Source organism: Vibrio sp. B1REV9, from assembly GCF_905175395.2.
Lineage (GTDB): Bacteria > Pseudomonadota > Gammaproteobacteria > Enterobacterales > Vibrionaceae > Vibrio > Vibrio alfacsensis.
In genome coordinates this window covers 309,859-323,948 of record NZ_HG992746.1, presented here as the reverse complement: position 1 = coordinate 323,948, position 14,090 = coordinate 309,859, and the positions used below count along the sequence as shown (strand labels likewise).

The 14,090-nt window shown below is 46.3% G+C and carries 12 protein-coding genes; 9 read left to right on the top strand and 3 right to left on the bottom strand.

What is annotated here, in order from left to right; all coding sequences use genetic code 11:
• Nucleotides 1-3: 3 nt before the first annotated feature.
• Nucleotides 4-1,218 carry an acetyl-CoA C-acyltransferase gene (locus KHN78_RS15635; RefSeq protein WP_211917001.1) on the bottom strand — a complete coding sequence of 405 codons (1,215 nt, stop codon included), beginning with the start codon at nt 1,216-1,218 and terminating at the stop codon, nt 4-6.
• A gap of 298 nt (nt 1,219-1,516) precedes the next feature.
• Between KHN78_RS15635 and KHN78_RS15630 the strand changes: the two genes are divergently transcribed.
• The 5 genes from KHN78_RS15630 (at nt 1,517) to KHN78_RS15610 (ending at nt 6,608) form a co-directional block, all read left to right on the top strand.
• A complete protein-coding gene (locus KHN78_RS15630) occupies nt 1,517-1,888 on the top strand; it encodes a MerR family transcriptional regulator (RefSeq protein ID WP_211916999.1) in 372 nt (123 codons plus the stop codon).
• A gap of 151 nt (nt 1,889-2,039) precedes the next feature.
• Nucleotides 2,040-3,209: an isovaleryl-CoA dehydrogenase gene (locus KHN78_RS15625; RefSeq protein WP_211916997.1), complete on the top strand. Its 1,170-nt coding sequence runs from the start codon at nt 2,040-2,042 to the stop codon at nt 3,207-3,209.
• 21 nt (nt 3,210-3,230) lie between these two features.
• A complete protein-coding gene (locus KHN78_RS15620; RefSeq protein ID WP_211916995.1) occupies nt 3,231-4,835 on the top strand; it encodes a carboxyl transferase domain-containing protein in 1,605 nt (534 codons plus the stop codon).
• 25 nt (nt 4,836-4,860) lie between these two features.
• On the top strand, nt 4,861-5,706 hold the full coding sequence (locus tag KHN78_RS15615; protein WP_211916992.1) for an enoyl-CoA hydratase-related protein: 846 nt from the start codon (nt 4,861-4,863) through the stop codon (nt 5,704-5,706).
• The gene (locus KHN78_RS15610) at nt 5,703-6,608 is read left to right on the top strand and encodes a hydroxymethylglutaryl-CoA lyase (RefSeq protein WP_211916990.1); all 906 of its coding nucleotides are present in this window, start codon (nt 5,703-5,705) and stop codon (nt 6,606-6,608) included. The genes KHN78_RS15615 and KHN78_RS15610 overlap by 4 nt, the downstream gene beginning before the upstream one ends.
• Before the next feature lie 35 nt (nt 6,609-6,643).
• On the opposite strand, the gene KHN78_RS15605 is transcribed toward KHN78_RS15610, so the two are convergent.
• The gene (locus tag KHN78_RS15605; RefSeq protein ID WP_128813045.1) at nt 6,644-7,522 is read right to left on the bottom strand and encodes a DMT family transporter; all 879 of its coding nucleotides are present in this window, start codon (nt 7,520-7,522) and stop codon (nt 6,644-6,646) included.
• 567 nt (nt 7,523-8,089) lie between these two features.
• Between KHN78_RS15605 and KHN78_RS15600 the strand changes: the two genes are divergently transcribed.
• Genes KHN78_RS15600 through KHN78_RS15585 form a run of 4 tightly spaced genes read left to right on the top strand, consistent with a single transcriptional unit; the run spans nt 8,090 to nt 12,680 of the window.
• A complete protein-coding gene (locus KHN78_RS15600) occupies nt 8,090-8,488 on the top strand; it encodes a c-type cytochrome (protein WP_211916988.1) in 399 nt (132 codons plus the stop codon).
• Nucleotides 8,489-8,503: 15 nt separating this feature from the next.
• On the top strand, nt 8,504-9,919 hold the full coding sequence (ccoN, locus tag KHN78_RS15595; RefSeq protein ID WP_211916986.1) for a cytochrome-c oxidase, cbb3-type subunit I: 1,416 nt from the start codon (nt 8,504-8,506) through the stop codon (nt 9,917-9,919).
• Nucleotides 9,913-10,527, top strand: coding sequence for a cbb3-type cytochrome c oxidase subunit II (locus KHN78_RS15590; protein WP_211918841.1), 615 nt, complete (start codon nt 9,913-9,915; stop codon nt 10,525-10,527). The genes ccoN and KHN78_RS15590 overlap by 7 nt, the downstream gene beginning before the upstream one ends.
• The gene (locus KHN78_RS15585) at nt 10,524-12,680 is read left to right on the top strand and encodes a c-type cytochrome (protein ID WP_211916984.1); all 2,157 of its coding nucleotides are present in this window, start codon (nt 10,524-10,526) and stop codon (nt 12,678-12,680) included. Before KHN78_RS15590 ends, KHN78_RS15585 begins: the two co-directional genes overlap by 4 nt.
• Before the next feature lie 117 nt (nt 12,681-12,797).
• Here KHN78_RS15585 and KHN78_RS15580 read toward each other — a convergent pair whose 3' ends face one another.
• The gene (locus KHN78_RS15580) at nt 12,798-13,991 is read right to left on the bottom strand and encodes an acetate/propionate family kinase (RefSeq protein ID WP_211916982.1); all 1,194 of its coding nucleotides are present in this window, start codon (nt 13,989-13,991) and stop codon (nt 12,798-12,800) included.
• Nucleotides 13,992-14,090: the final 99 nt, after the last annotated feature.

The following is a 14,090-nucleotide window of genomic DNA, read 5'->3' as shown; positions in this document are numbered from 1 at the left end:
CTTTTAGTTTAGCGGTATTTCGATACCAATCGCGGTGGCTTCACCTCCGCCAATACACAGTGATGCAACACCTCGCATCACTCTTTTATTCTCCGAATTGCCATCCACACCCAAAGCTTGTAGCTGACGTAAACCGTAAATGAGCGTGACTAATATACGCGCTCCACTTGCTCCAATCGGATGGCCTAGCGCACATGCGCCGCCTTTAATATTGACGCTGTCTTTATCTAACCCTAAATGCTGTACTGCGATTTGGGTGACAACGGCGAATGCCTCGTTGATCTCCCAAAGATCGACTTCATCAACGGACCAGTCCAATTGAGACAACAATTGCTCAATGGCAAACACGGGGGCAAGCGTAAACTCTGGCGGTTTTCGAGCATGAGTAGTGTGGCCTTTAATGACCGCCAGTGGTGTTAAACCTTGTTGACGAGCCGTTTCCGAATCCATTAATACCAATGCCGCAGCACCATCAGAGATCGCACTTGAATTCGCCGCCGTTATAGAGCCTTGTTTATCAAATGCTGGTTTGAGTTTCGGGATTTTTTCTAGCTGAATTGAACGAGGATGTTCATCGTAATCCAGTGTTAATTTGTGGCGACGAGTATCAACGTCTATTGGTGCGATTTCATCAGAAAAGAGACTTTTTTGCTGCGCTTCTAGCGCTCGGGTCGCCGACATTGTTGCCCACGCGTCCATTTCCTCGCGAGTAAATTTCGAGCTATCTGCGGTCTTTTGTGCATACACGCCCATTAAGTGTCCATCATAAGCATCCTGCAAACCGTCAAGGAACATATGGTCGTAAGTGGAGTGATGCCCTATGCGCATGCCATTTCGTGCGTTTGTAAGCAAATACGGGGCATTGGTCATACTTTCCATCCCCCCTGCGACGGCAGAGCGAATCGTCCCCGCTTTGATCAAATCATGTGCCAACATTACGCTCTTCATGCCGGAACCACAGACTTTATTAATGGTCGTGCAACCTGTCGTAAACGGTAAGTTTGCGGCTAATGCTGCTTGTCTAGCCGGTGCCTGACCGCATCCTGCAGGTAACACGCAACCCATAAAGACCTCATCGACTTGAGCAATGCCGACCGAGTCCAAAGCAGCATCAATCGCCATGCCCCCTAACTGAGGCGCAGAATAGCTTTCAAGCAGACCTTGAAATGCACCTATTGGCGTTCTTTTCGCACTGACAATCCAGATGTCGTTTTCCATGATGTCGTCCTTACTGACGATGAATCACAGCTCACTAATCTATTCCTCACACCTGCTACCACGGTGGTTGAGCATGTTCAATGCACAACTACCAGCCTCTTATAAAGCGACGAATTTTCGCACTGTGATTTCTTGACGTTTACGTAAGCATAGCACTAACATTTACGTTAACGTAAAGAAACACATTAATAACAAAACAAATCCACTCTCTTGCCTTGTGTCGACATCGTTTAGAAAGTCGTCCTAAGGGAATGAAAACCGTTATGAAGCCAAAATTTTAGTGAAAGGGAATCGCCAAGTGGAAAGATTTAAGATTAGTGAACTCGCTAAGGAGTTCGACATTACCACGCGAAGCATTCGGTTTTATGAGGACGTAGGTCTGATTGAGCCGGAGCGAAAAGGCAACATTCGTGTCTATCAACGCAGAGATAAAATTCGCTTAAAGCTGATTTTAAGGGGTAAACGTTTGGGGTTTTCTCTCGCAGAAATCCGCGAACTCTTTGAGCTTTATGATACTCAACAAACCGATGGTCAGTTAATTAAAATGCTCACTATCATTGATGAAAAACAAGCCCAGTTACAACAACAGTTGGACGACATTGGCGCAGTTATGGGCGAATTGGATGCGGCAAAAATACGTTGTGAGCAAGCGCTACGCAGCGGTCAGTAGTCAGTAGTCAGTAGTCAGTAGTCAGTAGTCAGTAGTCAGTAGTCACTTTCTAAATAAACATATAAAAACCACCACAAACAATAGCAACGCACGTTTAGCCCAAGCAGTGTAAACCGGCTTTTTCACGACCGAACTTTTACAAGGAAACGTTATGAAAACGAGTTATACCCCACTTAATTTTGGGCTTGGTGAAACGCTTGATATGCTCCGAGAACACGTCAATGCATTCGCCACAAAGCACATCGCTCCTATTGCCGCAGAAATAGACCACAACAATGAGTTTCCAAATCACCTTTGGCCTCTATTTGGTGAAATGGGTTTGCTTGGTGTAACCGTCGATGAAGAGCATGGCGGTGCGGGTATGGGGTATCTCGCCCACGTTATCGCGATGGAAGAGATCAGCCGTGCTTCTGCGTCTGTGGCACTCAGTTATGGCGCGCATTCCAATCTTTGTGTAAACCAAATTTATCGAAATGGCACCCAAAGCCAACGTGAAAAGTACCTACCTAAACTGATTGATGGTTCTCACGTTGGCGCACTTGCCATGAGTGAGCCCAACTCCGGCTCTGACGTAGTCAGTATGCAATTACGAGCCGAGGACAAAGGCGACCACTTTGAGCTCAATGGCAGCAAAATGTGGATCACAAACGGCCCCGACGCTGACACGCTCGTGGTCTACGCCAAAACCGATCCAAACGCCGCCTCCCATGGCATCACCGCATTTATTATCGAACGAGATTTTGAGGGGTTTAGCCACGCACAGAAACTCGACAAACTGGGCATGCGAGGTTCCAACACCTGTGAATTGGTATTCAAAAACTGCCTCGTCCCGAAAGAAAGCGTATTAGGCAAGCTTAATCATGGCATCGAAGTATTAATGAGCGGACTCGACTACGAGCGTGTCGTACTCGCCGCAGGGCCGCTGGGAATTATGCAAGCTTGTATGGATGAAGTCGTTCCTTATGTACACGACCGAAAACAGTTTGGGAAATCAATTGGTGAATTCCAGTTGGTACAAGGCAAACTTGCAGACATGTATTCTCGAATGAATGCCGCGAAAGCCTACGTTTATACGGTTGCTGCGGCGTGTGATCGAGGTGAATGTACGCGTAAAGACGCCGCAGGTGTGATCCTCTACAGCGCAGAATTGGCAACAAAAATGGCATTAGATGCGATTCAATTACTGGGCGGCAATGGTTACATCAATGAATATGCTACAGGGCGTTTATTGCGTGACGCAAAGCTATACGAGATTGGTGCGGGCACCTCGGAAATTCGTCGCATGTTGATTGGGCGAGAACTGTTTGAAGAATCCCGCTAACCCACTGACAAGGAAGTCATCATGGCCATCATTAAAAGTAAAATTAAGCCAATTGACGAGCTATTTCAAAATAACAAAGCCGTCATGACGGATTTAGTACACAACCTCGAGGCTAACATCAAAGTGATAAAGCAAGGTGGCGGTCAAAAAGCTATTGATCGTCAAAGGCTCAAAGGTAAGCTTCCGGTACGAGAACGCGTGTTACATTTGCTCGATGAAGACAGTGCGTTTCTGGAAGTTGGGCAATTTGCCGCATGGAATGTGTACGATGAAGCTATCCCGTGTGCAGGCGTCGTAGCAGGAATAGGCACAATAAGTGGGATTCAATGCATGGTCATCGCCAATGATCCATCGGTAAAAGGCGGTACCTATTATCCGCTCACGGTGAAAAAGCACTTGCGAGCCCAAGAGATCGCCCAACGCTGTCGCTTACCTTGTGTCTATCTGGTTGATTCTGGAGGTGCAAACCTTCCTCATCAAGCCGAAGTCTTCCCTGATAAAGAACACTTCGGCCGAATCTTCTTCAATCAAGCGCGTATGTCTGCACAGGGCATCGCTCAGGTCGCAGTCGTAATGGGGTTATGTACTGCCGGTGGCGCTTATGTACCTGCGATGGCAGATGTCTCGATTATGGTAAAAGAGCAAGGCACCATTTTTCTTGCCGGGCCTCCGTTAGTCAAAGCCGCGACAGGTGAAGTCGTCACCGATGAAGAGCTCGGTGGTGCGGACGTACACTGTCGAAAATCAGGCGTGGCCGATTATTATGCAGAGAGTGACAAACATGCCCTCCAATTGGCTCGTGAAGCCATTGCCAACACAAACCAATCAATGCCGACTGTCACAGAAAAAACCGTGTTACCCCCGCGTTACGAGGCAGAAGAGATGTACGGCATCGTCAACGCGAATCTGCGTCTCTCTTTTGACGTTCGAGAAATCATTGCCCGTATTGTAGACGACTCGGATTTTGATGAATTCAAAGCACTTTATGGCAAAACACTGGTATGTGGATTTGCTCGACTTCACGGTAATTTGATTGGCATTGTGGCTAACAACGGCATTTTGTTTTCAGAGTCATCACAAAAAGGGGCACAGTTTATTCAATTGTGCGCCAAACGAAAAATCCCCCTTTTGTTTTTGCAAAACATCACCGGTTTTATGGTCGGCAAAAAGCTTGAAGCAGAGGGTATCGCCAAACATGGTGCAAAATTGGTGATGGCAGTCGCCTGCGCAGATGTGCCTAAATTTACAGTAATCATTGGCGGATCCTACGGCGCAGGGAACTACGGCATGTGTGGTCGCGCGTACGATCCAACCATGATGTGGATGTGGCCTAATGCTCGAATCTCTGTCATGGGTGGTGAACAAGCGGCAGGCGTGCTCACTCAAGTGCGCCGAGAAGTCAAAAAACGCCAAGGTGAGCCGTGGCCTGAGCAAGAAGAAAGGACATTTCGAGAATCTATCTTAGACTTGTATGAGTCTCAGGGGCATCCCTACTATGCCAGTGCGCGCTTGTGGGATGACGGTATTATTGACCCAAAAGAGACAAGGCAGGTATTGGCTCAAGCCTTAGTTGCCGCCCTTAATGCGCCAATTTCTGACAGCAACTTCGGTGTTTTCAGAATGTAAAAACAAAAAAGTAAAAGGATGTCATATGCAGGATCATAAACCGAGCATAACCCCAAATCCAAATCGACAAGATGAGGTACTTTGGAGCGTCAACAAGTTTGGTGTTGCGACTCTCACTTTAAATCGCACAGAAAAGCACAACGCATTCGATGCCTGCATGATTGACTTGCTGATTCATCGGCTTGACTACTTGGCATTGAGAACCGATGTGCGATGTTTAATTTTAAAAGGCAATGGCAAACATTTTTCTTCTGGTGCCGATTTAAACTGGATGAAATCCATGGCCAATAGCACCCGTAAGCAGAACTTAGAAGATGCACAGAATTTAGCTCGACTTATGCATACCTTGGATGCTTTCCCTCAACCGACAATAGGTATTGTACAAGGCTCAGCATTCGGCGGTGCTTTAGGGTTGGTTTGCTGTTGTGATATCGCCATTGCTGCCAACGATGCCAAGTTCTGTTTAAGTGAGGTCAAGTTGGGCTTAGTGCCTGCAACCATTTCTCCTTATGTAATGCGCGCAATGGGTAACCGTCAGGCACGCCGATTTATCCTAAGTGCAGAAGTTATCGATGCCGCCGACGCCAAAAACTATGGCATTGTGCATGAGGTTCACCCTCACGAACACATTGATCATGTGCTTGAAAACCTAATCGACACCTTACTACTCAATAGTCCAGATGCGATGCGAAAAGCGAAAGCCCTCTGCCAGCAATGCCATCAAAATCCCATTGATGAGCAACTCACTCAGTACACTAGCCAATTGATTGCCGATATTCGAGTCTCACCTCAAGGACAAGATGGTTTGCAAGCTTTTCTCGAAAAGCGATCGCCATGCTGGATCAACAAATCCAATAAGGATAAAAAATGACGTTACCAAACCATGTCAACATCGTAGAAGTGGGAGCTCGTGATGGCTTACAAAATGAATCCCGCGTCTCGACGGAGGCCAAAGTCCGATTGATCGATTTACTCTCAGATACAGGGCTTACTCATATCGAAACTGGATCATTTGTTTCTCCCAAGTGGGTGCCTCAAATGGCGGACTCACGAGAAGTTATGAGCCGTATTACTCGCCGAAAAAACATTACTTATTCCGCTCTCACACCTAACTTGCAAGGTTTGGAACAAGCTCTGGATGCCGGAGCCACTCAAGTGTCGATATTTACCTCTTCATCCGAGCGTTTTTGCCAACACAACATCAATTGCTCTATTGCAGAGAGTTTAACCCGGTTTGAACCGGTAATGGCATTAGCGAATGAGCACAACATCCCCGTACGCGGCTATCTTTCTTGCGTTGCAGACTGCCCTTACGACGGCGCAACAAACCCCACCCAAGTTGCGAGAATCGCGCATTTGTTAATGGATCTTGGTTGCTATGAAGTTTCTCTTGGTGACACCATTGGGACTGGCACACCCATTCGTATTGCAAACATGCTAGAGGCGGTGCAACAAAAAGTACCGACCGACAAACTCGCGGTTCACTTTCATGATACATGGGGCCAAGCTTTGGCCAATATCTACCAAGCGCTCACGATGGGCATCAAAACCATTGATAGCAGTGTTGCAGGACTTGGAGGTTGCCCTTATGCTCACGGGGCATCAGGCAATGTTGCGACAGAAGATGTTCTTTACCTCTGCCAAGGGCTCGGTATAGAAACTGGGGTCGATTTAGAATTGTTAGCGAAAGCCGGATGGATGATCAGTGAAGAACTCAATCGTCAACCGACTTCAAAAGTCTCTCTCGCGCTAAAACATCGCTCAGAAATATAGAACCAACATATCCAGTGATGTTGGCTCTACTCTCGTTATCCCCGCTTGGGAAAACGAAACTTGCCACCTGTTCGGTATATCACCAGTGAAAACAAAATCAATGTACAGCCTATCAGTTTGTTAGCTGTAAGTATTTCTCCGTACCAAAGCACACTGAGTACCACAGTCCATACTGGCTCTAGGATCATAATCAGTGCCGCATTACCTGCCTGAACAAACTTTTGCCCCATGGTTTGCATAACGTACCGCAAACTCGTCGCAAGCAATGTACTTAACGCGAACCACATCCAAATAGTCGAATCAATCTCTGTTGGTCGAGATTCCACAAAGAAAGAAACGATCAGGCCTAAACATCCTGCGGTAAACAGCTGAACACAGGTCAATACCAGCACTGGTAATTTTTTGGAGTACTTACTGTTAACGTTGAAATGCAGCGCTAATATCAAAGCCGCGATAAGAAACCATAATTGGCTCGCTGATTGTTTCCAGCCACCCACAAGAGACAAACACGCTAGTCCAGCAACTGCAATTGGCAACGATACCCAGAAAATCCGTTGAGGTCGCTGACGAAACATCACCCAAGCAACGATCGGTACGAATAACATCGACAAGCTCATGATGAATGCACCCTCGCCCAATGTATCACTGATTGAAATCGCAGAAATCCATGTCATGACTGCGCTTCCAAGCAATAAGCCTACCCCACCAGCAGACAGTACATCTTTCAAGTTTGCAGCAAGTAAAGGTCGAAAACACAAAGGTAGTAAACAAACAGAGGCGATAGTGAATCTGAGTCCGATAAAACCAAAAGGTGGCATCCCTTGGATCGTTTCTTTCGAGAAAATCCACCCAAGTGCGGCGATCATGGTTGTCGCGACGAGCACGAGTGCAGCTTTGCGTTCTGAGTTAAGCATAATGACTCACAAAAGTACCCTGCCAGAGGTTAATCAGGGCGTTATATATTATTAATTGGAATGCGTGATAGCGGATTACATTTAGATCGCAAATGTTGACAGAACATGCCATGAAATAAGTGCAGATCGCGGCAAGTATACATTGAGAGGTAGCTCTCATCGAGACAATTCCCTGCAATTGTGCCGATTATTTTTCTCGTTTGGATAGTACATAACAGCCCGATTAAAGCTCATCTAAACCGCAGAGTAACCACCTCATTTTTCGATCATTTTGTCTCTGCTATTTTTGCTCTTTTCACCAGTTCACTACGTACTAACCATAAAAATAACAACAAAATACGCCTGTACATAGCAAGAACGCCAGTACCTGCTTACTCTTTAAGCTAAAGCAATACGTTTTAAACTGATAACAATAGGTTTTAAACCGACAACAATACGCTTAAAACGACAACGATACTTTCAAGCCAATTCATTCACCCAGCAAATAACCGTGAATCGTTGGTCATTTAACGCCCGAGTTTCTGACGCTTAGTTTAAGAGCACGTTCATATTACTAGGGAACCAGTGATGAGAATAAAAGACAACTATTGGAAGCAAACCGCCTTGAAAATCGCACTCAGCGCCGCGGTATGCATTACCCCACAAACTTTCGCCTCTCAAGAGGATGAACAGTTCAAAATCGGTCGCGAGAAAGCAAAAGTATGCATGACCTGCCATGGTGCTGATGGTATTTCCACTATCGATGCCTATCCTAATCTACGCGGTCAGAAAAAAAGTTACCTAATATCTTCGCTTAAAGACTATAAGGCACGGGAAAGAACGAGTGGCCTCGCAGTGTTGATGCAACAGCAAGCCGATGCGCTTTCTGAACAGGACATGGAAGACATTGCCCACTATTACTCCAGTCTTGGTACTGAGCCTCAGCTAGACGCTGAATCCACACTAGGTGCTGGCTCTCAGCCTTAATCGAGGAGCGTTCTAATGGAACAAGTAACGACACAGTACAACATTAAGGTTGTGAAGTTTTTCGTACTCGCCTCTTTGATTTGGGCTATTGCGGGTATGATTATTGGCGTCATTCTAGCCGCTCAACTGTATTGGCCAGTGCTTAATTTTGATTCTCAATACTTCCAATTTGGTCGACTCAGACCGTTGCATACGTCTGGTGTCATTTATGGTTTTGTGGTCAATATTCTCATGGGAACGTCGCTCTACATTGCCCAACGAACGGGCCGTTGTGAGCTGTTTAATCAAAGCCTATCTTGGATGGTATTCTGGGGTTGGCAATTGGTGCTGTTCTTAGCTTTGCTGACTCTTCCCGCCGGTTACACAACATCAAAAGAGTATGCGGAACTTGAATGGCCGATCGATCTTCTGATCGTGTTAGTGTGGGTCCTGTATGCGGTGCTCTTCTTCGGCACATTAGCCAAGCGCAAAGTTGAACACATCTTCGTCGCCAACTGGTTTTTCGCGGCTTTCATTATCGTCATCGCCATGATTTTCATCGTGAATAACTTGGCCATGCCAGTTTCTATGATGAAATCCTATTCCGTATTTGCAGGGGCTCAAGATGCCATCGTTCAATGGTGGTGGGGGCACAATGCTGTGGGCTTCTTACTCACTGCCGGAGTGATTGGGATGAACTACTACTTCATTCCAAAAGCTGCCGACCGCCCGATATATTCTTACCGCTTATCCGTGATCCACTTTTGGGGGCTCGTCGGGTTTTATACTTGGGCCGGAACACACCACTTAATCTACTCTTCCGTTCCAACCTGGGTGCAAAACATTGGTATCGTGATGTCGCTAATCCTTTGGCTTCCCTCTTGGGCTGGGGCATTCAACAGCGCCATGACACTGTTGCAGAACAAACAAAAACTCAAATCTGACTATATCTGCCTATTCTTTTTCTCCGCCATTCTTTACTACTGTTTAGCCACCATTGAGGGACCTTTGCTTGCCATTCGTTGGTTTAATATGGTTGCCCATAACACCGAGTGGGTAATCGGCCATGTCCACTCGGGTGCCCTTGGATGGGTTGGGATGTCAGGGATCGCGGTTTTCTATTACTTTATACCTCGTCTTTGGAATAAGACCGAGTTGTGGTCACCTAGATTAATTAAGTGGCATTTCTGGCTTGCTCACGCTGGCGTGGCACTCTATGCCATTGCACTTTGGGTTGCAGGAATTGGTGAGGGCTACATGTGGCTAACACAAAATGAAAATGGCGAGTTAGTTTACAGTTTTATCGAGGCGATGAACTTCAAGGCACCTTGGTTGTTCATGCGCTTCTTTGGCGGAGCTCTATTTGTACTTGGCTTATTTTTAATGGCGTTCAACTTGTACAAAACCGTCCGCTCTCCTTCAGTACTAGTCGCTAAGGAGGTGTCATCATGAGTAAAGACTTCACACATTCCGTCGTCATTTTGATCATCACAACGGTGGCTGTTGCGTCGTTCTCGCTGGCAGTGTGGGTTGTTCCCAATATCCTACGCACTGATGACATCGCCAAAGGCAGCTTAGCCAAACCGCTAACAGCTATCGAGCTTGCTGGCCGTGACATATACATCAGCGAGGGGTGTCATGTTTGCCATACGCAAATGGTACGGCCTCTCGATCCAGAGGTAAAACGTAATGGTCGCCCCAACTTAGAATCTGATGATATTTATGAATTTCCAAATTTGTGGGGTTCTAAACGTACCGGACCAGATCTCACCAATCTGGGGCGTAAGTATTCTGACCAATGGCACGTCATGCATCTTGTCGATCCAAGACAGGTGATTCCGACTTCCATTATGCCAGCCTACCCTTGGCTATTCGAGCAAACCCTTTCTGGTGACGCTATAGGGGATAAAATGGAAACACTGCGCTTTTTAGGCGTTCCCTACACAGATCAGGAGATTTCCGATGCACGTTTACAAGTTAGGGGGCGAACCAAAGGAGAAGCTCTGATTCGTTATCTTCAAAGCCTTGGTCAAGATACTACACAGGAGGTGTCACCATGAGCACATTCTGGAATGGGTGGGCGGTTGTCTTTACCCTTGTTTTTTTTGCACTGATGGTAAGCGTGATCATCAAGTACTGGCGCAACAATCATAAAGCGGACAAAAACCATACGATCGCGAGTTTTGATGGTATCGATGAAAAAGATGCCCCACCACCAAAATTACTGTTTATAAGTTACGCGGTCGCGTTTTTTCTTTCATTAGGCTACCTCGTCTTGTACCCCGGATTAGGAGAATGGAAAGGCATCGTCGACTGGCAACAAAGCGATGACAAATTGAGTAACCCCACGACGACGCTCGATGATCAATTTAACCAAGTGAGTGACACGTCTCTGGCAGCGCTTGCGCAAGATACTGAGATTGTTCGTACTGGCAGTATACTATTTCAAACTCACTGTGCAGCATGCCATCGTGACAACGCACAAGGTCAAAAACACTTTCCAAACCTTATCGACAATGAGTGGTTGTATGGTGGAGACGATGATTCCGTGATCCACTCCATCGCCAATGGGCGAAACGGAGCCATGCCTGGCTGGGTAGAAGTTCTCAGAAAAGATGAAGTCGACAAAATTTCTTACTACCTTGCCTCTCTCAACCAACGTCACAGTGATGTGCCAGAAGTCAAAATCCAATTAGGAAAAGATTTATTTGTTCAATATTGTGCATCTTGTCATGGCGATGGTTCAATCGCGAATCAACAAACCGGAGTCCCTAGCTTATCAGATAGCATCTGGCTACATGGTGGCAGCATTGAAGAGATACAACACACCATCAACTATGGGCTCAATAACCTCATGCCTGCATTTGAAAACCAGCTAACCCACAACGAGATCCTCGCAATTGGAGCGTATATTCGACACGCGGGTAACGTGCAAATGGAAAAACTCGCCGCGTTAAATGCTCAATCCGTAACAAGGGGCGAATATATTGCCCACGCCGGTGATTGTATCGCTTGCCATAGTGCAGAGGGTGGTGAGCCATTCGCTGGCGGCTTACCATTTGTTACGCCATTTGGTACGGTTTATTCGACTAACATTACGCCACATGCCAGTGAAGGCATTGGTGAGTACAACTACGAAGACTTCCGTAATGCTTTGGTCAACGGTAAAGGTAAACACGGCTATCTATACCCCGCCATGCCGTACACTTCATATCAGTACTTAACGGAAAAAGATATGACAGACTTGTGGGAGTACATGCAATCTATTCCCGCTGTCGCAAGGCGAAATGATGAGAACAGTATGATGTTTCCATCCAACATACGACTTGGTTTGCTCGGTTGGAATATCGTATTCATGGATACCGACCCCATTGATTACAAGTTACCATCCGAGCTAGAAAATACCGTAGATGACATCGAAAAGTGGCAAAAAGGAAAATATTGGGTTGCTGGTCTCGGCCACTGCTCTGAGTGTCACACGCCGCGTAACATTGCTCAGGCATTAATCCCTGAGCGAATCTTCCAAGGTAACTTGATTGATGGTTGGAATGCACCCGCCATCACTGCGACAGAACTGTATGTCGGCGGATGGGATGAAAAATCGCTAACCGACTTTTTGCACACTGGTCATTCTGACAAAGGCACCGCGTTCGCAGGGATGGCAGATGTGGTGAAAAATAGCTTGAGTCAAATGACACGGGAAGATGTTTCATCCATGGCGTACTACCTTCTCAACGGTGATGTGAACAATTTCATCGCCTCTGATGCTGTACCGCTCGATCCAAAAGGGTTTGATGAAAGCGCATACCAAGAGCCAATATATGCGACCTACAAGCAGACCTGTGGGGCTTGTCATGGTAACGACGGTAAAGGTCGCGACCCTATCGCACCCACGTTACTAAACAACGGCATTATCATGCATAGCGACCCTTTCAATACCATTGCTGTCACTGTGCGCGGATTGCAGCCAACTTACATCGATCCAGAGAAGAACTTCATGCCGATGGCAAGCTTTGAGGACATATTGTCTGATGCACGCTTAGCCGAGTTAATCACATTTGTGCGCAAACACCTTGGTGATCAACAGGAGCCTGTCACCGCTACCGATGTTCGTGCAGTAAGGGAGACGCTTGAAGAAGCCGGTTACGCAGGAGGACTCCATACCACACCAGACATGTATGACCGACGAGATAACAACATCAATATTAAGTAGCTCAATATTAAGTGTGTTTAACGCGAGCTGCCTTTGCCATCGTTCCCTTTAAACATAAAAAAAGCCCTCTCCAATTGGAGAGGGCCTTTGACTTAGTTCCCAAAAATTTTTGCTGTATTACAGCAGTTCCACCGACTGTTGAGCGATAACCCACTCTTCATTGGTAGGAATAACCAGTGCTTTCGCACCAAGCAACTCAGATGTAGCAACCACACCTGCGTTACCAAATCGTGCGTCTTCGTTACCTTTCTCATCTTCAACAAAACCTAGTAGTTTTAGGTTTTTAAGAATCTGACGACGGATTGGTAGAGAGTTCTCGCCAATGCCGCCTGTAAAGATAATGCCGTCAAATGAATCCAGAGCAGCAAGGTAAGACGCAATGTATTTTGATACACGGTATGTAAAGACTTCGAATGCAAGCTTAGCACCTTCATGGCCTTGCTCCATCGCATCCAGAATACCGCGAGCATCACTTGTCAGGCCGGATACACCTAGGAAGCCAGAAGCCTTATTCAAAGATGTAAACACTTGCTCTTGAGACCAACCTTTCTTAAGTAGGTACTCAATGATACCTGGGTCAAGGTCACCACAGCGTGTGCCCATCATCAGACCTGATAGCGGTGTAAAGCCCATAGAAGTGTCTACAGACTCACCATTGTTAATAGCACAAACAGAAGCACCGTTGCCTAAGTGAACTGAAATGAAGCTTGATTCTTCAACTGGCTTGTTCAACATTTTCGCAGCTTCACGGCTAACGAAATAATGGCTAGTACCGTGGAAACCGTAACGACGAATACCAAAATCAGTGTAAAGTTCTTTTGCAATCGCACCAGTGTATGCGCGTTGAGGCATAGATTGGTGGAATGCAGTATCGAATACAGCAAACTGAGGAAGCGTTGGGAATGCTTCAATTGCAGCACGAATACCAATAGCACCTGCAGGGTTATGTAGTGGAGCAAGATCTGCAAGCTTTTCGATTTCTGCTGTTACTTCTTCAGTAATGCGTACTGTTTTCGTGAATTTTTCACCGCCGTGTACGATACGGTGACCTACCGCTACGATGTCTTTAGCTAGACCATATTCTTCGGTTAAACCTACCAGTTTGCCGATAGCGATTTTGTGATGGCTATCGTCACCTTCGATTGCGATTTCCGTTTTCTCGCCGTTGAATTTCCAGCTCATGCGAGCGTCTGACAGACCAAAGCATTCGCCCAAACCACTTAATACAGCATCGCCAGAAGTTGAATCGATAACTGCAAATTTTAGTGATGAGCTACCAGAGTTGATCACCAGTACAAACGAATTAGACATGAAATAATTTCCTGTTGTGGAGCAAAGGTTGTAATTGCGCTGACGCGCCGAGTACTTCTTGTTTGTGTGCTCTATTATTCAATAATTTTTTAATCTTTC